Source organism: Providencia sp. PROV189, assembly GCF_028480065.1.
GTDB lineage: Bacteria > Pseudomonadota > Gammaproteobacteria > Enterobacterales > Enterobacteriaceae > Providencia > Providencia stuartii.
In genome coordinates, this window is record NZ_JAMPOG010000011.1 from 1 (window position 1) to 24673 (window position 24673).

Below are 24673 nucleotides of genomic sequence, written 5' to 3' on the forward strand. Positions count from 1 at the left end.
GTGTTTTTTAAACTTTTTAATTCAACCGATGAAACATTAAACAAATCGTTTAAAAACACCACTTATCGTTAAAGATATGAGCTATAAACAGTCAAATTCCTGTGTAAACTTGCTCACTTTTTCCCAGTCCGTATATTCTATCTCTGTATTTGGGTCGGTTGGCCCATCTGTCATTTTCATAATAAGTCGAATCATCGTCTTATCGAACCAACCATAACGTGGATAAAACAATGCGCCAGCAAATACTGAGCTTAGTGTTGGTTGCCAAGGGCTTTTCTCCAGAAACTTGCGCGTATAGGCATTCGTTTCAGGAGTATCTTTGCCTTCTTTGCGCGCAGTTAAGTTCACACCAAAGAAAGCGGTTTTCATTGTATTTAATTGGCTTTGATGAATCGTTGCGAACCGCATCAGCGCTTTATTGAAGTGACCATAACGAATAGACGCTCCAACTAACACCTTTTCATACGATGTAATATTGATATTTTTTTCGCTATTTAAATCTCGAATATCACATTGGCGCCCTACACTTCGTAGTTGCTCCGCCATTTTCAAAACAATTTTTTTAGTTTGTCCATCTGTGCTCGAATGCAAAAGTAAGTAACTCATTCTTGATCCTATCTTATTAATCGCGCCAGAAGGTTGGCGTGAATAACACTAATAATGTAAAGACTTCAAGACGACCGAACAGCATAGTCACTACCAGTATCCATTTCCCTGCTGGGTTCATCGATGTAAAGTTATCAGCGACAGTGCCAAGGCCTGGCCCTAGGTTATTTAACGTTGTTGCGATAGCTGAAAAAGCAGAAAATTCATCGACACCCGTTGCAATTAATAGAAGTAAACTGACGATAAAAACGAGCGCATATGCTGAAAAGAAGCCCCATACCGCTTCGATGATCCTTTCAGGTAAAGCTCTTTGCCCTAACTTTATGGTGTAAACGGCATTTGGGTGAACAAGCCTTTTTAATTCCCGAGACCCTTGCAAAAACAATAGCAAGATACGGATAACTTTTAATCCGCCTCCTGTTGAACCAGCACAACCGCCAACAAATGCGGCACATAGAAGAAGCATCGGCAGGAACAAAGGCCATCCGGCAAAACTATCTGTTGTAAAACCTGCAGTTGTTGCCATTGAGACAACTTGGAAAAATGCCTGATCTAATGTTTGCCCAAAAGAGCCATACACTGAGTGATAAAGTAAAACCAGTGTACAGATAATGACGAGGGCTAACTGGAAGCTAATGAATGTTTTAAATTCAGGATCGCGCCAATAGATACCTAAGCTACGCCCAGTAAGCACGGCAAAGTGCAGACCAAAATTACAACCTGAGATAATTAAGAAAACCGCAATAATGGTATTTATCGCTGGGCTATTGAAATACCCCACACTCGCGTCATGCGTTGAAAAACCACCAATCGCTATTGTAGAAAAACTATGGGAGATGGCATCAAACACATCCATACCTGCTATCCACAGCGCAATCGCACATACAATCGTCAGCAATACATAGATGAGCCAAAGGGTTTTTGCCGTTTCTGCAATACGCGGTCGCATTTTATTATCTTTAAGCGGCCCAGGCATTTCAGCACGATAAAGCTGCATTCCCCCAACACCGAGTAATGGCAGGATCGCCACAGCAAGTACGATGATCCCCATCCCACCTAACCACTGTAGCATTTGCCTATAAAATAAGATGGCTTTCGGAAGCGTATCGAGCCCAGTTAACGTTGTCGCTCCTGTTGTGGTTAACCCAGAAAAGGATTCAAAAAAAGCATCGGTTATGGAAAGGTTTGGCTTTTCAGAAAAAATAAAAGGTAATGCCCCCACACTTCCTAGCACGGTCCAAAACAAGACGACAATAAGAAACCCTTCTTTTGCTTTAAGCTCATGCTTGCTGTTGCGCGTTGGGATCCATAACAGTAATCCGAGCACTAAAGCCGTAACAAACGTTTGACTAAATGCTCGACCTGCTCCATCACGATAAATAAGCGCAACAATACCCGGCACAACCATGGTAAAAGAGAAGATAATAACGAGTAGCCCGACAATGCGGGTTATTGCACGAAAATGCATTCGGCAGGTTCCTTGCTAACCAATTGACTATTCAGATTCAGGTATGAGTTCTAAAGCCCCGCGACTCATATCGCGTAATTTATCATTGACTTCTTGCTCTAAGGTAGCAGGAATTGCAATTCGTAGGGAAACAGATTCGTTATATTCACTGTGTAAAACCATCCCGTTGACCTGCGTAACTAGCTGCTCAACCGTATTAATAAATGCATAATCACAAACTAGCTGGAAAAATTTTTGCGGTACTTTTGTTTGTGTTGGTAATAACTTAAGTGCTTGCTGAGCACCATTACCATAAGCTTTAACTAAACCGCCTGTCCCTAGTTTGATACCACCAAAATAACGTACAACAACACAGGTGATCTCCCCAAGATTGCTGCCGAGCAATTGTGCCATTATTGGCTTTCCGGCCGTTCCTGTTGGCTCACCATCGTCGGAAAAACCTAACTGCTGAGAATCATCTGGGCGCCCTGCAACAAATGCCCAGCAATGGTGCCGAGCATCTGGGTATTGAGCTTTAATGGATTGAATATACTCCTTTGCGGCATCAATACCTTCTGTATGTGCAAGATAGGTAATAAAACGGCTTTTTTTAATTTCTTCTGTATAACAGATAGATTCAGCCGGTATTAAATAAGGTTTCATTACGGTAGTTGCAAATCTCGCGTCATATTTTCAATCCGATTATGATGAATGATGATGTTATCTTCAATACGAATACCCCCATAAGGTTTGAACTGCTCAATTTTTTCCCAATTAAAGTGTTGAGCAAATTCGCCTGAGCGCCAAGATGACAGTAACGATTCGATAAAATAAAGGCCGGGTTCAATAGTCAGCACCATTCTTGGTTCCAGTACGCGAGTGCAGCGAAGGAAAGGATACATTTTCGGTGCAGCAAGCAGTGTGCCATCTTCATCCTGCATAAAACCAGCAGCATCATGAACTTGTAAACCTAGAGGATGGCCTAACCCATGGGGTAGGAATGGCGTGGTTAGCCCTTGCTCCACCATAGTTTCTTCGCTAATTCCCTTAATGATTGAGTGTTTTTTCAATAGCTTAGCAATTCGATGGTGCATATCGACGTGGTAATCGGTATAACGTACACCTGCTTTGATGGTATCAATCAAGGCCAACTGTTCTTTATTCATATCGGCAACAAGAGCAGCAAACTCACTTTTGCCTTTTGCGGCATAAGTACGAGTTATATCAGCAGCATAGCCGTTATACTCAGCCCCTGCATCAATCAGAAAGCTTCTTATTTCATTCGGTGCTTGTTGCTGTAATTTAGTGTAATGCAATACGGCTGCATTTTCATTGAGTGCAACAATATTCCCATAAGGCACATCTGTATCGCGATGCCCTGTCGCTTGTAAGTAACTGATGTTGATATCAAACTCACTCATGCCTGCTTGGAAAGCCTCGAATGCCGATAAATGACCATTTACCGCCATTTTTTGCGCTTCACGCATGCAATACATTTCATAATCTGTTTTATAAGAACGATGGAAATGATAGAAATCAACGACAGGTTTTGGGTTAATATTTTGTAGGCGAATACCCAGTGATTCCGCTCTAGCTTTAGCAGAACCAATATAGGCAATATTTTCTTTAGGTATATTCGCTAAAAACTCACTAATATCATCTGCATTTTTTAAATGAATAAGCTCAACTTCTTTGGTCCAAAAGCTATTTGGTAATGGCTCAACGCTGTGCCAATAATCAACGGGAGAATAGAACCAAAGTTTAGGTTTATTCACACCATCCACTAATAACCAAGAATGTGGAACATCGGTGACAGGCACCCATGCTTTAAAGTGAGGATTCACTTTGAAAGGATAGTCGCTGTCATCAAGAAAAATACGTTGAGGTTCACCCGAATGAATCAGTATGGCGTCTAGCTTGCTGCGTTGTAAGACCTGCTGAGTTGTTGTTTGCAAAGTTTTAATATGGTCAGCGTAGAGTGCAGTCAGTTTTTCCATTTCATTCAACCTTTCAGTTTTATTAGAAAATCCAAGCTTAGCACGTTCTTGAATTGACTGGTATGCAATCTGAGGGGAAATCCACTTAATCAACTGATTATTAAATAGAATACTATTTTCCCTCTCCTATATTTCACTTATTTGCTGTGATCAACGTTCCAGTTTTGTTATCAATTATTTGCATTCCTTTAACATTCTAGTCACACTCAACTCTATCTGGTCGTACCAGATGATAAAATCATCATAAGGAGAACGGCATGCTTTATCAAAGTGAAACAATCTATGTTCAATGGTTGAAAACAGGTATTGCAGAACTCGTTTTTAACTCGCCTGGGCCAATAAATAAATTGGATACTCATACCGTTGCTTCACTTGATGAAGCAGTTGCTGTACTTGAACAGCAATCAGGCCTATTAGGCGTTATTCTAAGATCTGACAAGCCTGCATTTATTGTTGGGGCAGATATCAAAGAGTTTCTTTCACTTTTTGAAGCACCAGCAGAGACCCTAAGCGAGTGGTTAGGCTACGCAAATGGTATTTTTAATCGTATCGAAGACTTACCTGTTCCTACTCTTAGCGCCATTAATGGGTATGCGCTAGGTGGAGGCTGTGAATGTATTCTTTCTACTGACTTGCGTATTGCTACTCCAGATGCGCGTATTGGGTTACCTGAAACGAAACTCGGTATTATGCCGGGCTTTGGCGGCTCTGTTCGTTTACCTCGATTAATCGGTTTAGATAGTGCCCTAGAAATTATTACCGCAGGCAAAGACATTAGTGCCGCAGAATCACTCAAATTCGGCTTGGTTGATGCCGTTGTTAAAACAGACAAACTTGTAGAATCAGCCCTTGCCCTCATTGAATCAGCAATCGCAGGAGCGATTAATTGGCAGCAAAGACGTCAACCTAAGTTACAACCATTACAACTTAGCCCTATTGAACAGAGCATGAGCTTTAATGTTGCAAAAGGTATGGTGTATAAGGTTGCAGGAAAACACTATCCCGCCCCTATGACGGCAGTCAATACCATTGAAAAAGCAGCCAACTGTGCTCGTACTGAAGCCCTAAAACATGAAACAGCAGCTTTTGTTCCACTTGCTCATAGCGATGTTGCTCGCTCATTAGTTAGTATTTTCTTAAATGATCAGCAAGTTAAATCAACAAGCAAACAGCTTTCTCGTCACGTTGAAGCCCCTCAACATGCCGCAGTACTAGGAGCAGGAATTATGGGAGGTGGAATAGCCTACCAGTCCGCAAGTAAAGGCGTTCCTGTGCTCATGAAGGATATTAATGAAAAATCTTTAGATTTAGGCATCGAAGAGGCTCATAAACTATTAAATGGTCAATTTGAGCGCGGAAAAATCAATGCCTCAAAAATGGCGAAAACACTCGCATCGATTCATCCTTCGCTTTCTTACGCGGGTATCGAAAATTCACAAGTGATCGTGGAAGCGGTCGTTGAAAACCCCAAAATTAAAGCCGCTGTGCTGACGGAAGTTGAAGCATTAGTTAGCCCAGAAACAATTTTAGCGTCTAATACGTCGACCATACCGATTACTGAGCTAGCGAAGTCGTTAAAACGTCCCGAAAATTTTTGTGGTATGCACTTCTTCAACCCTGTGCATCGCATGCCGCTTGTTGAGGTTATTCGTGGTCAAAAAACCTCAGAGGATACCATCGCCAAAGTCGTCGCTTACGCCAACAAAATGGGTAAAACCCCCATTGTCGTTAATGACTGCCCTGGTTTCTTCGTCAATAGGGTTCTTTTCCCTTACTTTGCAGGTTTTAACTTACTGCTACAAGATGGTGCAGATTTCAGAGAAATCGATAAAGTCATGGAAAAAGAATTTGGCTGGCCGATGGGACCTGCATATCTTCTTGATGTAGTTGGTATTGATACCGCATCCCATGCAGAGCATGTAATGGCACTAGGGTTCCCTGAGCGCATGAGTAAAACAGGCAAAAATGCTATTGATGTTATGTTTGAAGAAAAACGGTTTGGGCAAAAAAATGGCAAAGGCTTTTATCAATATGAAAAAGATAAAAAAGGAAAGCCAAAGAAAGTTGATGACCCCGCCACAGATGCATTACTCGCCTCAATCAGTCAAGGCAAGCGCTCATTTACAAAAGAAGAGATCATTGCACGTATGATGATCCCGATGATCAATGAGGTCGTTCGTTGCTTAGAAGAGGGCATCATTCAAAGCCCTGCCGATGCAGACATCGCTTTAGTTTACGGCCTTGGGTTCCCTCCTTTCCGAGGAGGCGTCTTCCGCTACTTAGATACCGTTGGCACACAATCTTATGCTAAGACAGCGGAGGCCTATGCTCAGTTAAGCCCTCTGTATCAAATTCCTGCGGGTCTCAAAGAAAAATCTCAGGCCAATTCCAGTTATTATGCGAAGCCACCTGTAGTGGCAATTGATATTAAAAAAGTTGCGAGAGGCTAATAGTATGGAAAATGTCGTTATTATCGATGGAATACGTACACCAATGGGGCGTTCAAAGGGCGGTGTATTTCGCCATGTCCGAGCGGAAGACCTCTCAGCACACCTGATGAATGTGATTTTTGAACGCAACCCTAACGCAAGCAAAAAAGAACTCAATGATATTATTTGGGGCTGTGTGCAACAGACCCTTGAACAAGGGTTCAATATCGCTAAAAACGCTGCGTTACTGACTGATATCCCACATACAGTTCCTGCGGTCACAGTTAACCGTTTGTGTGGCTCTTCAATGCAAGCTCTGCATGATGCTAGCCGACTTATTATGACAGGCGATGCAAACTCAGTCTTAATCGGTGGTGTGGAGCACATGGGTCATGTTCCCATGACACATGGTATTGATTTCAACCCTAAATTAACGTTACGTGTCGCAAAAGCGGCTGGTGCAATGGGCCTAACCGCAGAAATGCTGGCTAAAATGTACAAAATTAGCCGTGAGGAGCAAGATGCGTTTGCCCTTAGATCGCACCAACGTGCTGCCCAAGCCACTAAAAATGGTCAATTTAAACATGAAATAGCGCCCGTAGCTGGGCATGACAGCCAAGGCAATCTCTTTGCCGTGGATTATGATGAAGTTATCCGTTTTGATGCAAGCCTCGAAAGCCTAGCATCATTGCGCCCCGCCTTTGACCCCGTAAGTGGTACCGTCACGGCAGGTAACTCTTCTGCCCTTTCAGATGGGGCGTCAGCAATGCTCATCACAGGCGAAAGCTACGCTAAAGAACGAGGGCTCAAGCCACGTGCCAAAGTTCGCTCAATGGCCGTTGTTGGCTGTGATCCTTCAATCATGGGCTTTGGGCCAGTTCCTGCTACAGAGCTAGCGCTAAAACGCGCGGGGTTATCATTAGCGGATATCGATATTATTGAATTAAATGAAGCATTTGCCGCTCAATCCATTGCCTGCTTAAAAGGGCTGAAACTGCCAGAAAGCCTTATTGATGAAAAAGTCAACCTTAATGGCGGTGCTATTGCATTGGGCCACCCTCTGGGTTGTTCTGGGGCAAGGATTACAACGGCATTGCTCAATCAGTTAGAGCTGAAGGATAAACAATTTGGCCTAGCAACAATGTGTATCGGATTTGGGCAAGGCATTGCCACGATCATTGAGCGTGTATAGTGTGTCTATACCCTAAGTCGTTCAAGCGCATGTTTGCCAAAAGGATAAGCTCAAAAACGGTATTATCTGAGCAATGCCAAACAGCTAAACCTGCGCCAATTGAAATATAAAGGGTATAGCCGCGAGTTGCCGTAGTGTTGTTGTATGTTGTCAACATTCCCGCCTAGTCAGGGGCGGGCTTTTTCTTTTTTGCCACTTGGTTTATCCATTTGGGCAAAGTTTAACTGACAAGTTACGGTCTAAAACAACCAATCAATGTCATCACCAACGAGGAAAGTGGCACATATACGCTCAATCATGCCACAGGCCATCGATTCAAATATTCAGTAAATTATCATTTAAATAAACTCGTAGGCATCACCAAATAATTGTTCAGGCTTTGCATTACGCTCTGCACAAAAACGTTCTCTGGCGATTTTTGCCATTTCAAAACGCCCTGCTATGTAAATATCATAGGAGGACAAATCACCAAAATCTTCCAATACCCCACTTAAAACCGTTCCTGAGCGCCCTCTCCATTGTTCATCCGGTTGTTCAACGATAGGTATCACTTTTAGATTAGGATAACGTTCACTAAGCGCTTGCAGCTCTCCTAAGTCGTAAAGGTGCTCTAGCTGACGCCCCCCCCAGTAGAAGGTAATATCTCTAGAAGGGTTTTCCATGAGAGCCGCGAGTAGGATCGAATGCGTGTAAGAAAACCCCGTGCCCCCTGCAACTAAGATCATTGGGTTTTGGCTATTTTCTCTAAACCATGCCTTGCCATGTGGGATATCAATATCGATGCGGCGTTGATCTAAAATTCGATCCATCACCGCCATGGCATAAAGATTAATTTCTGAAGCGCCAATATGTAATTCAATTGTTTCGTTATTAGCAGGTGTAGATGCCATTGAGAATGGGCGCTTATCACGCTCATCCATGATCACCATAAGGTACTGACCTGCTTTAAAATGAAAAGGACCATCCGGCAACAAAATAACCCGATATACTGTGTCAGTTATGGACTCAACAGATGTGACTTTACAGCTCAAAGTTGCCATGGCTCCCCTCTTATTTTTCAAAAATATTCAATTGATCCCAAATATCATCAATTCGCGACTTCACTTGTTCATCCATAACAATTGGCCTACCCCATTCCCTGTTTGTCTCACCGGGCCATTTATTTGTTGCATCTAGCCCCATTTTTGACCCTAGACCAGAGACTGGTGATGCAAAATCAAGATAATCGATAGGTGTATTTTCCATCATAACAGTATCGCGAGCAGGATCCATACGAGTGGTTATCGCCCAGATCACATCTTTCCAGTCACGCGCATTGATATCATCGTCACACACAATAACAAATTTTGTGTACATAAATTGACGGAGGTAAGACCAAACACCCATCATGACGCGTTTTGCATGGCCTGCGTATTGTTTTTTCATCGTAACAACAGCAAGACGATATGAGCACCCTTCTGGAGGAAGGTAAAAATCGACGATTTCTGGAAACTGCTTTTGTAAAATAGGTACTAGGACTTCATTTAGGGCTTCCCCCAGTACAGCTGGCTCATCGGGTGGCCGGCCTGTATAGGTAGAATGGTAAATCGCATCACGGCGTTGAGTAACATGGGTTACCGTAAAGACAGGGAAACTATCTATCTCATTATAATAACCAGTATGATCACCATAAGGCCCTTCCGGCGCGAGCTCACCAGGTTCAATGTAGCCTTCTAAGATAATCTCAGCGCCCGCAGGTACTTCAAGATCATTCGAGATACATTTAACGACTTCCGTTTTATTACCACGTAATAAACCGGCGAACGCATATTCAGACAGCGTATCAGGAACCGGAGTCACCGCACCTAGGATAGTTGCAGGATCCGCACCAAGCGCTACTGCGACAGGGAATTTTTCACCCGGATGCTGTTGGCACCACTCTTGAAAGTCCAGCGCACCACCGCGGTGAGAGAGCCAACGCATGATCACTTTATTTTTCCCCAACACCTGTTGGCGGTAAATACCCAAGTTTTGACGCTCTTTATTAGGGCCTCTTGTTACCGTTAATCCCCATGTAATCAGCGGCGCAGCATCTTCAGGCCAGCAGTGCATAACAGGAATTTTGGTTAAATCGACGTCATCCCCCGCCCAAATTTGCTCTTGGCAAGGGGCTGAGCTTAGCCGTTTTGCTGGCATGTTGAGTACCTGTTTGAACTTAGGTAATTTATCAAACAGGTCACGAAAACCTTTCGGTGGATCCGGCTCTTTTAGAAAAGCAAGCAGCTTACCAACATCGTGTAGTGCCTTGATATCTTCCTGCCCCATTCCCATCGCAACACGTTTGGTTGTGCCAAATAGGTTGCACAAAACGGGCATATCATAGCCTTTAGGGTTTTCAAATAATAAGGCAGGGCCCCCTGCTCTAAGCGTGCGATCAGCTATTTCCGTCATTTCGAGGTAAGGGTCGACTTCCATCGTAATACGTTTTAGTTCGCCTTGCTTTTCAAGCTGGGCAATGAAGTCTCTTAGGTCACGGTATTTCATTGTCATCTTTTACTATTACAGAGGGAGTCTCATTATAAGACGTCCGGCCAAGGTTACAAGTTACCCATAAAAACTATTCATAATCAATATGGTTATAGTCAAAAACATCTTATTTTACTGGCAATCGAATGGAACCAATGCTTTTAATGATAAAGTATCAAACTGTTCAGGGAATGATTGGTTGTGCTGAAAGAGTTTAAAACCTTCATTTTTACCACTGAAATAAGTCAATGTGTTGCCTTTAATCTGTAATCCACTACCTTCTCTCAGTGCAACCACGACTTCATGAGGGTTGATGACACAAAACTCTTGTAATCGCTCATCTCGCGTTTCCCCCATATGACCTGAGATATGAGAATCGATATAGTGGGGATTTATCTGTACGGGAAACAACCCCAAAGACGGCATAATCACCGCATTACTCACAGGCATATCATTGGTCGTACGAATACTTGGTGTAGCCACATTACAACCCGCACTCCAACCAATATAGGGAACATCACGCTCTTTAACCGCGCGCTGGATAGCAACAATCAACCCATTTTCATGCAGGCATTTATTTAACCACCATGTATTGCCCCCACTTACAAGGATACATTCTGCTTGTTCAATCGCTTCGACAGGGCTGGAAAAATGTTCAATTGACGTAACTTTAATACCTAAAGCTTCGCTTAATTGCTCTGCTCGCTCATCATGAGGATCCCGTAATATCGCATAAGGCACCAATACCGCTGATGTAATGTTCCTACGTGCGATCATTTCATGGATACGAGGTAAGGCATAACTTAGCCATACTGGATTGTTTGGAAGCTTACCGTTACTCAATAAAAAAATTTCCATGCTGTCTCCTAGATAACCTGTTATTACATTATCACTAACTATAATTTATTGATTTTTAGTTAGTATATATTTCTGATTCTAAATGCTATTCTTACTTTGTCGATTAGTCACATTTTTATACTTTAATTTGTTATGATGAGCATAATTTTGTTGTATTGGGTTTAAGAAATGGAAAAATGGCATCTGCTATATTGTAAACGTGGCCAAATTGATAGGGCCATAGAGCACCTAAATAGGCAAAATGTGATCTGCATGACTCCCATGACAGAAATAGAAAAAGTGGTTAGAGGAAAGCGAACAAAAGTACAAGAGCCGCTATTCCCTAATTATCTGTTCGTGAAGTTCGATCATAACGAAATCCATACCACTACAATACAATCCACTCGCGGTGTCAGCCATTTTGTCCGTTTTGGCCTACACCCCGCCATTGTACCAGACGAAATTATCGAACTTTTGCAACAAGCGCCCCTTGGGCATCTCGTCGATCCCGAAACGCCAACTCATGGTGATAATGTCTTGATTACCGAAGGCATTTTTGCAGGTATTCAGGCAATTTATGATGAGCCTAATGGTGAATCACGCTCAATCTTATTACTGAATATTTTAAATAAAAATGTGTCTAAAGTACTCGATAATACTCAGTTTAAAAAGCTATCTTAACCCACATAAAAAAACTGCACCTTAATTGGGTTGGCTACCAACCTGTTGAGTGCAGTTATAAATCGAGTTTTTATAGACTGAATAACGATAAATTAAGACTCTTCTTTCTCTTCATCGTCTTCTTCATTATTTTCCCGATCTCGCCGACCTTTACCCACATAAAAGTTAGATAAAAGCACACCAAGCTCAAACAACAGATACATTGGCACGGCAAGTAACGTTTGAGAAAGTACATCTGGTGGCGTTAAAAACATCCCCACAATAAATGCACCGACTAAAATATAAGGCCGTTTGCGTTTTAGTGATTCAGGGGTTGTGACGCCGGTCCAACACAACAGAATAATAGCAATCGGTACTTCAAAGGCCGCACCAAATGCCATAAATAACGTCATTACAAAACTGAGATATTTACTAATATCAGGAATGAAATTGACGCTATCCGGTGTTGTTTTGACAAAGAAACCAAAGGCTAATGGGAAGACAACAAAGTAAGCAAAAGCCATCCCTAAATAGAAAAGGAAGCTACTGGAGACCAATAAAGGCAGCATCAGCCGACGTTCGTGCTTATATAACGCAGGCGCAATAAAGGCCCAAATTTGGTATAGGATCACCGGTATCGAAATAAATACCGATACCATCATGGTCAGTTTAATTGGAGTGAAAAAGGTTGATGCCACATCTGTCGCACTCATTTGAGAACCAACAGGAAGCTTATCAATCAAAGGTGCGGCGACTAGCCGATATATATCATTTGAAAAGTAAGCTAAGGCAGCGAACACAATCAAAACCGTAATCAAACAGTTTAACAGCCGCTTCCTGAGTTCAATGAGGTGGCTAATAAGTGGTTGTGTATCATTTACAGCCATGTTCTATTTTTCGCTTTCTGTCTGATTAGGATTTTTTTTCTCTGTAACGCCATTTTGCTGGTCGCTGTCATTGTTTAGCGATGGCTTTGTCGGCTCATCGACGACAGCTGCCATTTTTGCTGCATATTCAGGATCAGGATCCGATTCAGACTCTGGTGGTTGCGAAGCTTTATTTTGAGCATCTTTAACTGCATTGTCGTAGTTATCAGTTAACTCTTTTGCTTTTTGTAGCTCACTTGCAACGCTCTCTGTTGTCGAGTGATATCCTGTTTTTAATGATTGTGCAGCTTGGCGAAGCTCATCCATAGATTGTTTCAGTTCAGGGGAAAGCGTTTCCATACCCGCTTTTTCCTGAACTTTTTTCAACGTGTCTTGTAACTCTTGCAATTTGAGTTCTTGTGACAATTCATTTTGCACATTGGAGGCTAATGAACGCATCGCACGGATCCAACCAGCAACAGTTCTCACTGCTACTGGTAGGCGCTCAGGGCCTAAGACGACAAGACCAATAACTGCAACAAGCAGCAGTTCACTGAAACCTATGTCAAACACGGTTTAACCCTGCTCTTTATTTTTGCTCTCAACTGGGCTGTCTTTCTTGTCAGCAGCCTGTTGCTGTTCTGTAATATTTTTAGGTGCAAAGTCAGCATCTTGTTTTTCTTGCTCTTCTTTTGCAGCCTTAGCAGCTTCATCATCGTTCATCGCTTTTTTAAAGCCTTTCAATGATTCACCTAAATCCGACCCCAGAGAACGTAATTTTTTGGTGCCGAAAATTAAAATAATAAGTAGAGCAATAATAATAAGTTGCCAAGGGCTACCAAAAGCGGCCGTTGCAATAGTTGATTCCATTGTTTATACCTCTGTAAAAGTGGGATCAATAGTTATTTATCCCATTATATACAACCTGCTCACAATACGGAAATATTCACAGGCTTATAAACTTGTCGCAAAACAAGGTTTACTTAACTTTTCCCCGATTTATACCAGCCTATAATCCATGATAACGCGCCAGCAGACATAAATGCTATAGCCATTCTATTTGAAGCGGAAATAAAGAATAAACTCCCGCAAAGAATCAGTGTTGCACCAATTCCTAATAGGTATTGAGACTTACGCTGTTTATTACGTTGCTGTTTTAATTGTTCTGACAATTGTTCGATATTGGACTGTAAGAACTTATGTTGACGCAAAGCACCATAAATTAAGTCTGGAATTTCAGGCATTTTCTCGGCCCAGTAAGGGGCTTTCTCTTTTAACGCTTGGGTAATTGCAGGAATACCGACTTGACTGTGTACCCAATCTTCTAAAAATGGTTTCGCCGTTTTCCATAGATCCAATTGAGGATAAAGCTGACGGCCTAAGCCTTCAATATAGAGTAAGGTTTTCTGTAGCAGTACAAGTTGGGGCTGCACTTCCATATTGAAACGGCGCGCAGTATTAAATAAGTTTAATAGCACATGCCCAAATGAAATTTCAGCTAACGGTTTTTCGAAAATAGGTTCACAAACGGTTCTGATAGCAAACTCAAAATCTTCAACGTTAGTATCTGCTGGCACCCAACCTGAGTCGACATGCAGTTCAGCGACCTTGCGGTAATCACGATTAAAGAAAGCAATAAAGTTCTCTGCAAGATAGCGCTTATCTTCTTTATTCAGTGAACCAACAATACCACAATCGATGCCGATATACAGCGGATCTTCAGGGTGCTCATAGCTGACAAAAATATTGCCGGGGTGCATATCTGCATGGAAAAAGCTGTCACGAAAAACTTGAGTAAAGAAGACTTTCACGCCCCTTTCCGCCAAGATTTTCATGTTTGTCCCTTGCGCTTTTAAAGCCGCAATATCGGAAACAGGAATACCATAGATACGCTCCATGACCATAACGTTTTCGCGACAATAATCGGCATAAACCTCTGGTACATATAGCATTGAGCTATTCTCAAAATTACGACGAAGCTGAATAGCATTAGCCGATTCACGTAAGAGATTTAGCTCATCGATCAAGGTTTTTTCATATTCACGAACCACTTCTTTAGGGCGTAGACGGCGACCATCAGGCAGTAAAGGCACCCAATTAGCGATACGATACATGAGTTTTACATCCGCTTTGATAACCGGCAGGATATCAGGACGGATAACTTTTAAAACGACTTCCTTACCATTCTCTTTGAGTTTTGCGGTATGTACTTGAGCAATCGAAGCTGACGCTAGTGCCTTTTCATCGAAATCATCAAACCACTGTTCAAGTGGGCCGCCTAATGATTCTTCAATGTAACGACGAGCCAGTTTGCCGTCAAAGCTAGCGACCTTATCTTGCAGCAAAGAGAGTTGGTCAGCGATAGCGGGTGGAAACAGATCGCGTCGGGTAGATAGCATCTGCCCAAACTTGATCCAGACAGGCCCCAATTCTTGTAAAGCTAAACGTAAACGCTCACCAAGCTCTTTGCCCTTATGCTGGTTTTTAATCCAAAAGAAACCAAAACGACCAATACGCAGCGGTAACGTCAGCTTTACTTTTGGGATGAGCTCATCCAAACCATACGAAAGGAATACCCGAATAATAAAGTAGAGACGTTTTATTTCACCGGGCGTCATTATACTCCTCCAACTGGCTCAATCGTTTTTCTAGCTCACTTAGTGAATCAGAAACTTGTTCTACTTCATCACTAAAATAAGCCAGTTCGAGTGGGTTTGGAGCCATTTTCCACTCTTCAAGCAGTGTGTCTTTGATATAGTTTTTTTGCCTGCATGCTAAATGTGAAGCTAAACTCGCGCCCTTGCGTAGTACTTGGCTAATACCTTGTGCCGCGACATCGCCTAAGTAAGGGGATAGATAGTGTGCAGGATCCCAAATTGCCATATCTAATAATGACGACCAATGCTGTACAACCTGCATATCACCTTCAATAACAATTTCACCACTATTGATTAGCTGTGATAACTGTTGTTTGTCTTTTAGCTTAATTAGCGTAAAGAGGGATGTTTTGATTGTACAATCAGCAGGCTCATGCCATTGGCTTAAAACATCGACATGGTTATCACTGAAAATCAACGTCAATGTTTTATTCAGCTCTTTCAAATCGATAGACATGACTTTACCCGCTAAGCGTGCTCTAGCGGGTTTTAAGACCGATTCTTTAAATAACATATGATTCAAACATGTTTCCATGAATGCCGTCATTAAAGAATATAACACTGTATTTTGGCTTTCAGCCTGTGCTGATGTGGCTTCCATCTTAGAATTTAAACCCTTTATGCAATGCGACAATACCACCTGTCATATTGGTATAGGAGACTTGTTCAAAGCCTGCATTTTCCATCATTGATTTCAGTGTTTCTTGGTCTGGGTGCATACGGATAGATTCTGCAAGATAACGATAGCTATCAGGATCCCCAACCACAGCTTGACCAATACGAGGTAGAACATGGAATGAATACGCGTCATAAGCCTTATTAAGCGGCTCAATTACAGGCTTAGAGAATTCAAGTACTAGCAGACGACCACCTGGCTTTAACACTCTGAACATTGAGCGCAAAGCTTTGTCTTTATCGGTCACATTACGTAGCCCAAAAGAGATGGTGATACAATCAAAATAGTTATCAGGGAATGGCAGTTCTTCTGCGTTGGCTTGAACATAGCTAACATTACCAACAATACCAAGATCACGTAATTTTTCACGTCCCATTTTTAACATAGAGTCGTTAATATCAGCGAGGATCACCTCACCTTTTTCACCGACAAGACGAGAAAACTTCGCGGTTAAATCACCAGTACCACCAGCAAGATCTAAAACACGTTGGTTACGACGTACACCACTGGCTTCTATCGTAAAACGTTTCCAGACACGATGAATGCCGAAAGACATTAAATCATTCATCAAGTCATATTTTGATGCTACAGAGTGAAAAACATTAGCCACAAGGCCAACTTTATCTTCTTTGCCTACGGTACGGAAACCAAAATCAATAGTTTCTTTTGATGGTTCTGTCATTTCTATTATGCCTGTTTATAATTCAAACTTTTGTAGGAAGTGTAACAGTCTTTGAGGTAAAACCCTATCAAGAAGTCTAAGATTCCGCACAATATGGCTTATCTGACTTTTCAACGAGCTGTGGTGAAATAGGCTGTTTTACCTCAACCCCCATTTCTTTAAAGCTTTCTGCCTGACTAATTAAATTACCACGCCCCTCAGCCAACCTTTTCATTGCGGATTGGTAAGCATTATCCGCTTTATCAAGGCTTGCCCCTAAAAGTTGCATGTCATCAACAAAAAGGCGTAATTTGTCGTACATTTTTGCGGCTTTTGCGGCAATTTCTTGCGCATTTTGCCCTTGGCGTTCATAGCGCCACAAATTGTTAATTGTTCGCACCGCCACTAATAATGTGGAAGGGCAAACTAACATGATATTCTGTTTTATACCTTCATCAAGTAGCTCAGGCGATTCTTTTAAAGCCAATAAGTAAGCAGGTTCAATTGGAATAAACATCAATACATAATCTAAAGAGCGTATCCCCGGTAGTTGATGATAGTCCTTATGACTTAGCATACGCATGTGATTACGAATTGAAGCTACATGGTTTTTGATAGCCTGAGTTTGTTCGTCAGGGTCTTCACTATTGAAATATCTTTCATAAGCGACCAGTGACATTTTTGCATCAACAATCACGTCTTTACCTTCAGGCAAGCGGATAATCACATCAGGCTGATAACGGCTGTTATAGCTGGTATTAATACTGACTTGTGTTTCAAACTCACTCCCTTTGCGTAAACCAGAAGCTTCCAAGATCCGCGTCAGAATGGTTTCTCCCCAGTTTCCTTGGATCTTGTTATCCCCTTTAAGGGCTCGAGTCAGGTTAACCGCTTCTTTGGTCATTTGAGTATTTAGCTGCTGTAACTGACGGATTTCATACGCCAGTGTATGCCGCTCTTTGGCTTCTTCACCAAAGCTTTGCTGTACCTGTTGGCGGAACCCTTCAAGCTGTTCACGAAATGGGGATAGCATGGCAATCAAGCTTTTTTGCTGCTGCTCTGATGCCCTACGCTCATTCTGCTCAAAAATCCGGTTGGCTAAATTTTCAAATTGAATCGTTAACCGCTGCTCACTGTTTTGCAGCAGGCGCTGTTTCTCTTCATTGGCTAGCTGGCTTTGCTCAAAACGTGTTGTGATTTCTCGTAATTCAGCTTCTTGCTCACGATTAATATCTCTGAGTGTTCGCAACTCTTGATCGAGACGTTCATATTCCATTTTCCACTCAGAAAGATGGATGTTTTTTTCATCACTGGCCGCAAGTTGACGATTAATGTGTTGGAGTTCTTGCTCTTTTTGGTTAAGTTTTTGCGCAATAAACAGCCAAACGGCTAAGCCGCCAATTAATATACCGCCAAGGGCGCCAATAACCCCATATAAAAGAGAGGTATCCACTGTTAAATCCTTACATGACGAGATCTAGGGTAAGGTAATCGGATACTGTATATCAGTCCAGAAGTAATTTAAAACAAGCCCTAAATTGCGAGACGATTCGCAGCTTAGCCCATCCACTGAGCTAGCCAACGTAATCCAAATGCGCCTGGCGCTAATATACCAAATGCCCAAATCATCGCAGACACTAGGTTTGCCGCCTGAAAATAGCATTTAGGCATTTTACAAATCCCAGCCACTAAAGGTACGACAGCTCTGAATGGCCCGAAGAAACGCCCTAAAAAGACACTCCATATGCCCCAACGATTGAAAAAGTGCTGCCCTCTATCAATCATTTGAGGTTTGCGAGAAATCGGCCACATTTTACGGACGTTATCTTTATAGTGAAAACCAAACCAATAAGAGAGCCAATCACCAAAAAATGCCCCTAACGTTGCCGCAAGCCATACAGGCCAGAATGTAATACCACTTTCGCCGATGAGGGCACCTAAACCTAACAGGATGACAGTTGCAGGCAACAGCAAAGATAAAAAGGCTAAAGATTCACCAAATGCTAGAAAGAAGATGATTGGCAGCGCCCATATTTCATGTTCACGGGTAAATTCGGTCACTGTATGGACGATTTCATTCAACGTCACAGCCTTTCTCCCTTTATAATGGATTGGTTTAATACATTAACTAATATGTAATAAACCAATCTTAAACTAATTATTCGAGGAAATAACTTTGAAGTAAGCTTCTGCCAGCATTATCCAGTCCAAAATCACTTTCCAGCCATTTATCAATACTACCATAATGTGTTTTTATGCTATTTATGGCTGTCATAAGAAATTCTTCACGCACAGAATAGACATACTCAAACTTTTTCACCACACTGTCACTCATCCTTTGTGCATGCTCTTCCAATAAATGCTTACGGAATGGCGCGAGGGTTTCATTTGTCAGTAGGTAATCTTCCATGACGGTATCTAAGTCTGCACCCAGCGCAAATAGTACCAAAGCGGCGCCAACACCAGTACGATCTTTACCGACCGCACAATGCTGAACGATCCCCCCTTTTTCAGGCTGCTTTAACATACTCACAAGTTGATGGTAAGCAGGATTATTTAAAGGCAATAGCTCGTAAAGGCGCCCCATAAATATTTTAGGGTCAAACTGTTCAAGTGACTCTGGTGTCAGTTGACCTAAGTCGGCACTGACCTCCTTTGCCATAGGGTTCGCTGGGGCATTAACATAATGAGCACCATCCCAAATCATATCTGGTTTTGCTTTTGTTTCCGCCACATCACGGTAATCCAAGATTTGATAAAGGTTTTGTGATTGTAAAACGGCCAAATCCTCTGTCGTTAAATGGTTCAAAGCTCCTGAACGAAATAGCACGCCTGATTTTATTTTGTTGCCATTGGCTAATTTTTTTCCGCCGAGGTCACGGAAGTTAATTCCACCTTTTAACGGTAATACTGAAGGGTGTAAATAAGGTGTTTTTGTCATAATTATCGCTACCTATGATATTGATTATGACTAAAACCATAACAGATTATGACCGGAAAAAAATCAGAAAAAATACCCGCCGTTAAGCAGGTATTCATAAAAGAGTGCATTGAAATGTAATCAATATCGAAAAAGAGAAAGAAAACTGGGCTCGTCTACGGTTTATTCACAACCGAGCGAACATCAAAGTAAACGAGCCAGTAATAGGAGAAATTAAAGTAGACGACGCGCAGCTTCAACAACAATGCTTAATACATTGCTTTCTGTTTTCTTCAACAGTGCTTCGTCTGGAATTTCTTGTTGAGTACGGTTAACAATCACACCTGCAACCATACCCGCACGTAGGCCTTGGCTTGAGCACATGGTCAGCAACGTCGCTGATTCCATCTCATAGTTCATCACGCCCATATCTTGCCATTCTTTCATTGAACCTCTGAAATGGCGCATCACACGACCAGTATAGGTGTCATAACGCTCTTGGCCTGGATAGAAGGTATCCGATGAAGCAGTCACACCCACATGGACTGTTGCACCCGCTTCTTTCGCTGCATCATAGAGTGCATTCGTACAAGTAAAGTTAGCAACGGCTGGGTATTCCAATGGCGCAAAATGTTGGCTCGCACCGTCTAATCTTACGGCTGCGGTTGTCACTAACACATCACCAACATTAATATTTTCTTGAATAGCCCCTGTAGTACCAATACGCAAGAAAGTACGAATACCTAGCTGCGCAAGTTCTTCTACAGCAATAGAGGTTGAAGGACCACCAATTCCCGTTGAACAAATAATGACTGCTTTACCATCAAGCTCACCACGCCAAGAGGTGAACTCACGTAAAGAAGCGAGATGTACCGGATTATCCATCAGGCGTGCGATTTTCTCGACACGATTTGGATCACCGGGAACAATTGCAACGGTTGCACCCTGTAAGTCACTCTTTTTTAGCCCTAAGTGGAATACGTCAGACATATCAAACTCCTTTACACAATGGCATCATTGAATTTATACGTTGTGATTAATATAGCGGTAAACCCATGTCAATTTAGTGACCATAGTCACTTTTAATGGAAATGATTTTATCTAGATTTCATTAAATGGTGATTTAGATCACAAATTAATTGTTTTAAATACAAATATGCAATCAGTATAGACGATATAAAAGAAAGTCACGAAAAAGCGCCCGAAGGCGCTTTGAATTATTGGCAGAAATAAAAGATAGTTTATCTATCAGAGAACTACATCAAGGATCAGAACGCCTACTAGACCAATGGCCCAAGCTATCGTTGTTGGGATAGACCAAACCATCATCTGTTGTCTAACGTCCTTAATACCCATCATTCGGTTAACAACCCAGTAGAGGCTGTCGTTGAAATAACCAAAGAACAGTGACCCCATTGTCGCAGCTTGAGCCGCAACAAGCAGATTGATATCAGGGATCTGGCTAATAATGGGAGCAGAAATCGATGCCGCTGTGATCATCGCGACGGTGCCCGAACCCTGAATTAAACGTACCAATGTGGCGATAATAAATGGGATCAACACTGGAGTAATTGGTAAACTCGCCACATGCTCCGCTAAAATATTCCCCGTACCACTGTCACGTAAAACCGCACCTAACGCACCACCCGCACCTGTTACCAGTAAGATGATCCCGGCTGACTGTAAGCCTTCTTCCATGCGGTCGATGACTTCTTCTTTCGTCGCTTTTGGCATCAGCGTATAAACGGCAATCAACACACTGATAGACAGAGCAATTATTGGTGCACCAAGGAATTCAAAGGTTTGGAAATACCAATTATTCTCCATCCCTTGAAAGGCGTCGGTTTTTAGCAATAACCCGTTGACCGCATTGATAAAGATCAACAAGATCGGTGTTACGATAGGTAATACAGATAAGAAGAGGCTTGGTAACGGCTTGTTCGCCTTTTCTTCCATATAGCGGTCGTGAATTTCTTTCAGATCTGCGTTGTTGCTTTCATCGGGCATAAACTCAGGGTATTTAACAGCTAACCACTTCGCGTAAAATACGATCCCAATAACGCAAGGGATAGCAAGGGTCATCCCCGTTAAGATCATGGCACCAATATCCACACCGAAGATCCCAGCAACCCCTAAAGGACCCGGAGTCGGCGGCACTGTGTGGTGAGTAACCACTAAGCCACCAGCTAATGCGACACCAAGTGTCAGCAGACTACGCTTACCATTTTTCGCTAATGCCTTCGCTAATGGGTAGAGGATCACGAATGCGGAGTCAACGAAAATTGGAATACTGACGATATAACCTGTGATAGCCAGCGCCCATTCTTCGCGTTTTTTCCCTAACCAACGAATAAAGCTATACGCTATTTGTTCAGCGGCACCAGAAACTTCTAGTACCCTTCCCATCATTACCCCGAGACCGATAACAATACCGATACCACCGAGTGTGCTACCAAAACCTTTTGTAATTACAGAGACGGTTTCTGCGGCGGTTAACCCACCTGAGATACCTGCAATAGCTGCTGCAATCAACATGGCAAGTAACGCATGAATACGCGTTCGCAATACCAAGAAGATCAGGACAAATATGGCCACCGCGAGGCCAATAATAGGAATATAGGACATAGCTTATCCCCTATTGCTGTGAGCCGTGGTGAGTGATGAATGAACGAATTGCATCAGCAAACGAACCATCTGCACGGAAACCAAGGCCTAAAGCACGGCTAATATCGAATTTACCCGGCCAACTTGCGACAATACGGTTAATGGCTTCATCCGGTTCAAAACGGATCAGATCAACCGCTTTTTGGCCTGCGACATCACGTAGAGCATCAATCATCCCTTGAACTGTCACAGTGATCCCCGGTAAGTTAACCGTACGAGACAAGCCAAATTGCTCTGCTGAAATGGTTGCAGCATGAATGAAATTACTGACAACCGTTTCTGGACTCGAGAGCCACAACGCAAGTTCAGGTGAAACAGGGCAAACACTCTCAACCCCATTTAATGGCTCACGAATGATGCCACTGGCAAATGAAGAAGCGGCTTTGTTCGGAACGCCAGGGCGCACACTGATTGTTGGTAGGCGTAACACACGTCCATCAACATAGCCTTTACGTGAATAGTCATTAACCATCAATTCGCACATCGCTTTTTGTGCACCATACGATGATTGCGGGTTAACCACACAAAGGTCGGTGATAACGTCAGGTAGTTCACCGCCAAATACTGCTAATGAACTGGTAAAGATAAACTTCATTGCAGGGTTTTTAGCACGAGCCACTTCCAATAATTGGCGAGTCGCTTCGAAATTTACTTTCATGCCTAAATCAAAATCGCTTTCAGCATGACTACTCACAATAGCAGCGAGGTGATAAACGATGTCGGTTTGCGCATCAATCAGCTTATCAGCGGCACCCGGCTGAGTTAAATCTGTTGCAACACAACTCACTCTAGCGTCTTCAATTGGCGATGTAGGGCACTGAATATCCGCTAAAACGAGTTGGTCAAATTTAAAACCCTGGCTGTTTTTAAGTAAAGCAGCGGCTAGCTGCTGACCCAAAAAGCCAGCGCCGCCTGTAATGATAACTTTCATTGTTATTCTCCTTGAATAGCCCTAATTTGAGCTATTCATCATTAGGTAAGATTATTTATGTCTTTATTAAATGAAGTTTTATATTTTGTTCTGTTATCCGCTGCACAGCATCGTTTGGTAGCTGATCATCACAAATAATGTCGTGCAATTGATTTAGTGGGCAAACACGGAACATGCCATATTTACCAAATTTGCTACTGTCAGAAACCAGCACACAGCGCCGAGCAACATCCAGTAATGTTTGTTTTATTTGTACTTTTTCTTCATGAGGCGTGGAAACCCCATGCAGTAAATCCCAAGAGCTAGTGCTAATAAATGCCACATCAACATTTAGGGTTTTCAGCATCATTGCGGCGGTATTGCCAACACACGAATGGTTACGTTTATCCACTTGCCCCCCCGTGTGATACAGATTGAGTTGTGATTTGTTCATCAAATATTGCATGATAGAAAAATCATTAGTCACAATCGTCAAATTAAACCGTTCACCCAGCACACGGGCTATCTCAAATGTCGTTGTTCCCGCATCGAGATAAACCACTTGCCCATCTTCAACGAGCGATGAGGCAAATTTACCTATTTCACGTTTGCTTCGATGATGTAAACGCGCTTTCTCACTCCAAGGAAGCTCTTGGCGTAACGCATCGTTTAACCGAACACCACCGCTTATTGCAACGACTTTCCCTTCTTCTTCTAGCATGCGGATATCACGTCTTACCGTCATATGCGACACATTCATTAGCTCCACCAAGTCGTTAATCGACACGGTTTGGTACTCATGGACGTAACGGTAAATAAAATCACGACGCTCTGAAGGGATCATAGGCTCTCCTGTTTAAGACTGTGCTTGCTTCAGCCAACCTAAACCGTCTTCGGTACGACCTGCGGGGTGATATTCACATCCAAGCCAACCTTGATATCCCATTTCATCTAATTGTTTGAAAATCCATGGGTAATTGACTTCACCGCTATCAGGCTCATGACGATAAGGAACTGAAGCTATCTGAATATGACTAAATTTACCCCATAAACGCTCAATTGTTTTCAATAAATCACCTTCCATAATTTGGCAGTGATAGAGATCCAATTGAATAAACACATTTTCACGTGCGATCTTTGGTAGCAATGCCTCAGCTTGCTTTTGCGTAGTCAAAAAGTAACCCGGCATATCACGCGTATTGATAGGCTCAATTAATACACGAATGCCATGCTCAGCCATAATATCTGCGGCATATTGAATATTTTTAATAAAACACGCTTGCTGCTGTTCAGGGGTAAATTGGGCATCCAATTTACCTGCCATCGCATGCACCTGCTTACAACCCAACGCTTTGGCATATTTCAGTGCTGTCTGTACGCCTTGTGCGAACTCATCTTCACGACCCGAAATAGATGCCATGCCGCGTTCACCCGCCGCCCAATCGCCCGCAGGCATGTTGAACAGCGCTTGAGTTAAACCATATTTTTCCAACTGTTCAGCTATCGCTTCAGGTTGTTCTTCATAGGGGAAAAGATATTCAACGCCAGTAAAGCCCGCTTGTGCAGCGCGTTCAAAGCGCTGAATAAAAGGAACTTCGTTAAACATCATACTGAGGTTTGCTGCAAATTTAGCCATATCAGGTGCC

General features: G+C 42.5%; 24 protein-coding genes. 3 read left to right on the top strand and 21 right to left on the bottom strand.

What is annotated here, in order from left to right; all coding sequences use genetic code 11:
• Positions 1-81: 81 nt before the first annotated feature.
• The 4 genes from hemG to pepQ are packed head-to-tail and all read right to left on the bottom strand — an operon-like array spanning position 82 to position 4050.
• A complete protein-coding gene (hemG, locus tag PR833_RS08975) occupies positions 82-606 on the bottom strand; it encodes a menaquinone-dependent protoporphyrinogen IX dehydrogenase (protein WP_004924740.1) in 525 nt (174 codons plus the stop codon).
• Between the two features lie 16 nt (positions 607-622).
• Positions 623-2074 (bottom strand): Trk system potassium transporter TrkH, encoded by a 1452-nt coding sequence (gene trkH / locus PR833_RS08980; protein ID WP_004924738.1) that lies wholly within the window; start codon positions 2072-2074, stop codon positions 623-625.
• 27 nt (positions 2075-2101) lie between these two features.
• Positions 2102-2716: an IMPACT family protein gene (locus PR833_RS08985; RefSeq protein ID WP_272526038.1), complete on the bottom strand. Its 615-nt coding sequence runs from the start codon at positions 2714-2716 to the stop codon at positions 2102-2104.
• A complete protein-coding gene (gene pepQ, locus PR833_RS08990) occupies positions 2716-4050 on the bottom strand; it encodes a Xaa-Pro dipeptidase (protein WP_014656855.1) in 1335 nt (444 codons plus the stop codon). The genes PR833_RS08985 and pepQ overlap by 1 nt, the downstream gene beginning before the upstream one ends.
• 257 nt (positions 4051-4307) lie before the next feature.
• On the opposite strand from pepQ, the gene fadB reads away from it, so the two are divergent.
• On the top strand, positions 4308-6500 hold the full coding sequence (gene fadB, locus PR833_RS08995) for a fatty acid oxidation complex subunit alpha FadB (RefSeq protein ID WP_272526039.1): 2193 nt from the start codon (positions 4308-4310) through the stop codon (positions 6498-6500).
• Positions 6501-6504: 4 nt separating this feature from the next.
• On the top strand, positions 6505-7671 hold the full coding sequence (gene fadA / locus PR833_RS09000) for an acetyl-CoA C-acyltransferase FadA (protein WP_014656857.1): 1167 nt from the start codon (positions 6505-6507) through the stop codon (positions 7669-7671).
• A gap of 338 nt (positions 7672-8009) precedes the next feature.
• Here the strand turns inward: fadA and fre are convergent, their stop codons facing one another.
• The 3 genes from fre to pepE form a co-directional block, all read right to left on the bottom strand.
• Positions 8010-8711, bottom strand: coding sequence for an NAD(P)H-flavin reductase (gene fre, locus PR833_RS09005; protein WP_014656858.1), 702 nt, complete (start codon positions 8709-8711; stop codon positions 8010-8012).
• Positions 8712-8721: 10 nt separating this feature from the next.
• Positions 8722-10194: a 4-hydroxy-3-polyprenylbenzoate decarboxylase gene (gene ubiD / locus PR833_RS09010; protein ID WP_036941968.1), complete on the bottom strand. Its 1473-nt coding sequence runs from the start codon at positions 10192-10194 to the stop codon at positions 8722-8724.
• A 114-nt stretch (positions 10195-10308) separates the two neighbouring features.
• Positions 10309-11034 carry a dipeptidase PepE gene (gene pepE, locus PR833_RS09015; protein WP_004924726.1) on the bottom strand — a complete coding sequence of 242 codons (726 nt, stop codon included), beginning with the start codon at positions 11032-11034 and terminating at the stop codon, positions 10309-10311.
• Between the two features lie 168 nt (positions 11035-11202).
• Between pepE and rfaH the strand changes: the two genes are divergently transcribed.
• Entirely contained in the window at positions 11203-11694 is a 492-nt protein-coding gene (rfaH, locus tag PR833_RS09020) for a transcription/translation regulatory transformer protein RfaH (protein ID WP_004924724.1), read from the top strand.
• 92 nt (positions 11695-11786) lie between these two features.
• Here the strand turns inward: rfaH and tatC are convergent, their stop codons facing one another.
• From tatC to otnI, 14 genes are all read right to left on the bottom strand, one after another.
• Complete coding sequence (gene tatC / locus PR833_RS09025) at positions 11787-12560, bottom strand: Sec-independent protein translocase subunit TatC (protein ID WP_004924722.1); 774 nt, start codon at positions 12558-12560, stop codon at positions 11787-11789.
• A gap of 3 nt (positions 12561-12563) precedes the next feature.
• Complete coding sequence (gene tatB / locus PR833_RS09030) at positions 12564-13112, bottom strand: Sec-independent protein translocase protein TatB (protein WP_014656861.1); 549 nt, start codon at positions 13110-13112, stop codon at positions 12564-12566.
• A gap of 3 nt (positions 13113-13115) precedes the next feature.
• Positions 13116-13409, bottom strand: a complete 294-nt coding sequence (tatA, locus tag PR833_RS09035) for a twin-arginine translocase TatA/TatE family subunit (protein ID WP_004924718.1) — start codon at positions 13407-13409, stop codon at positions 13116-13118.
• A gap of 113 nt (positions 13410-13522) precedes the next feature.
• Complete coding sequence (gene ubiB, locus PR833_RS09040) at positions 13523-15157, bottom strand: ubiquinone biosynthesis regulatory protein kinase UbiB (RefSeq protein ID WP_004924714.1); 1635 nt, start codon at positions 15155-15157, stop codon at positions 13523-13525.
• Positions 15144-15797: a ubiquinone biosynthesis accessory factor UbiJ gene (locus PR833_RS09045; RefSeq protein WP_004924712.1), complete on the bottom strand. Its 654-nt coding sequence runs from the start codon at positions 15795-15797 to the stop codon at positions 15144-15146. Before PR833_RS09045 ends, ubiB begins: the two co-directional genes overlap by 14 nt.
• A 1-nt stretch (position 15798) precedes the next feature.
• Positions 15799-16554: a bifunctional demethylmenaquinone methyltransferase/2-methoxy-6-polyprenyl-1,4-benzoquinol methylase UbiE gene (gene ubiE / locus PR833_RS09050; RefSeq protein ID WP_004924710.1), complete on the bottom strand. Its 756-nt coding sequence runs from the start codon at positions 16552-16554 to the stop codon at positions 15799-15801.
• Positions 16555-16630: 76 nt separating this feature from the next.
• Positions 16631-17986: a DNA recombination protein RmuC gene (gene rmuC / locus PR833_RS09055; RefSeq protein WP_004924708.1), complete on the bottom strand. Its 1356-nt coding sequence runs from the start codon at positions 17984-17986 to the stop codon at positions 16631-16633.
• Positions 17987-18090: 104 nt separating this feature from the next.
• Positions 18091-18621, bottom strand: coding sequence for a DedA family protein (locus PR833_RS09060; protein ID WP_272526040.1), 531 nt, complete (start codon positions 18619-18621; stop codon positions 18091-18093).
• 70 nt (positions 18622-18691) lie between these two features.
• Positions 18692-19474, bottom strand: coding sequence for a tyrosine-protein phosphatase (locus tag PR833_RS09065; protein ID WP_004924704.1), 783 nt, complete (start codon positions 19472-19474; stop codon positions 18692-18694).
• Between the two features lie 213 nt (positions 19475-19687).
• Positions 19688-20443, bottom strand: coding sequence for a uridine phosphorylase (gene udp / locus PR833_RS09070; RefSeq protein ID WP_004924702.1), 756 nt, complete (start codon positions 20441-20443; stop codon positions 19688-19690).
• 258 nt (positions 20444-20701) lie between these two features.
• Entirely contained in the window at positions 20702-22078 is a 1377-nt protein-coding gene (locus PR833_RS09075; RefSeq protein WP_004924699.1) for a GntP family permease, read from the bottom strand.
• Between the two features lie 10 nt (positions 22079-22088).
• On the bottom strand, positions 22089-23048 hold the full coding sequence (denD, locus tag PR833_RS09080; protein WP_004924696.1) for a D-erythronate dehydrogenase: 960 nt from the start codon (positions 23046-23048) through the stop codon (positions 22089-22091).
• 55 nt (positions 23049-23103) lie between these two features.
• Positions 23104-23871 carry a DeoR/GlpR family DNA-binding transcription regulator gene (locus PR833_RS09085; protein WP_004924695.1) on the bottom strand — a complete coding sequence of 256 codons (768 nt, stop codon included), beginning with the start codon at positions 23869-23871 and terminating at the stop codon, positions 23104-23106.
• Positions 23872-23883: 12 nt separating this feature from the next.
• Positions 23884-24663 carry a 2-oxo-tetronate isomerase gene (gene otnI / locus PR833_RS09090; protein ID WP_272526041.1) on the bottom strand — a complete coding sequence of 260 codons (780 nt, stop codon included), beginning with the start codon at positions 24661-24663 and terminating at the stop codon, positions 23884-23886.
• Positions 24664-24673 lie beyond the last annotated feature (10 nt).

Bases quoted from the DNA above. Each gene is read 5' to 3' on its own strand.
- fre (WP_014656858.1), bottom strand. From the start codon at position 8,711: ATGGCAACTTTGAGCTGTAAAGTCACATCTGTTGAGTCCATAACTGAC.
- PR833_RS09085 (WP_004924695.1), bottom strand. From the start codon at position 23,871: ATGATCCCTTCAGAGCGTCGTGATTTTATTTACCGTTACGTCCATGAG.
- ubiE (WP_004924710.1), bottom strand. From the start codon at position 16,554: ATGACAGAACCATCAAAAGAAACTATTGATTTTGGTTTCCGTACCGTA.
- udp (WP_004924702.1), bottom strand. From the start codon at position 20,443: ATGTCTGACGTATTCCACTTAGGGCTAAAAAAGAGTGACTTACAGGGT.
- PR833_RS08985 (WP_272526038.1), bottom strand. From the start codon at position 2,716: ATGAAACCTTATTTAATACCGGCTGAATCTATCTGTTATACAGAAGAA.
- pepE (WP_004924726.1), bottom strand. From the start codon at position 11,034: ATGGAAATTTTTTTATTGAGTAACGGTAAGCTTCCAAACAATCCAGTA.
- otnI (WP_272526041.1), bottom strand. From the start codon at position 24,663: ATGGCTAAATTTGCAGCAAACCTCAGTATGATGTTTAACGAAGTTCCT.
- ubiD (WP_036941968.1), bottom strand. From the start codon at position 10,194: ATGAAATACCGTGACCTAAGAGACTTCATTGCCCAGCTTGAAAAGCAA.
- ubiB (WP_004924714.1), bottom strand. From the start codon at position 15,157: ATGACGCCCGGTGAAATAAAACGTCTCTACTTTATTATTCGGGTATTC.
- fadB (WP_272526039.1), top strand. From the start codon at position 4,308: ATGCTTTATCAAAGTGAAACAATCTATGTTCAATGGTTGAAAACAGGT.
- tatC (WP_004924722.1), bottom strand. From the start codon at position 12,560: ATGGCTGTAAATGATACACAACCACTTATTAGCCACCTCATTGAACTC.
- PR833_RS09065 (WP_004924704.1), bottom strand. From the start codon at position 19,474: ATGACAAAAACACCTTATTTACACCCTTCAGTATTACCGTTAAAAGGT.
- trkH (WP_004924738.1), bottom strand. From the start codon at position 2,074: ATGCATTTTCGTGCAATAACCCGCATTGTCGGGCTACTCGTTATTATC.
- denD (WP_004924696.1), bottom strand. From the start codon at position 23,048: ATGAAAGTTATCATTACAGGCGGCGCTGGCTTTTTGGGTCAGCAGCTA.
- hemG (WP_004924740.1), bottom strand. From the start codon at position 606: ATGAGTTACTTACTTTTGCATTCGAGCACAGATGGACAAACTAAAAAA.
- pepQ (WP_014656855.1), bottom strand. From the start codon at position 4,050: ATGGAAAAACTGACTGCACTCTACGCTGACCATATTAAAACTTTGCAA.
- fadA (WP_014656857.1), top strand. From the start codon at position 6,505: ATGGAAAATGTCGTTATTATCGATGGAATACGTACACCAATGGGGCGT.
- tatA (WP_004924718.1), bottom strand. From the start codon at position 13,409: ATGGAATCAACTATTGCAACGGCCGCTTTTGGTAGCCCTTGGCAACTT.
- PR833_RS09075 (WP_004924699.1), bottom strand. From the start codon at position 22,078: ATGTCCTATATTCCTATTATTGGCCTCGCGGTGGCCATATTTGTCCTG.
- rfaH (WP_004924724.1), top strand. From the start codon at position 11,203: ATGGAAAAATGGCATCTGCTATATTGTAAACGTGGCCAAATTGATAGG.
- PR833_RS09045 (WP_004924712.1), bottom strand. From the start codon at position 15,797: ATGGAAGCCACATCAGCACAGGCTGAAAGCCAAAATACAGTGTTATAT.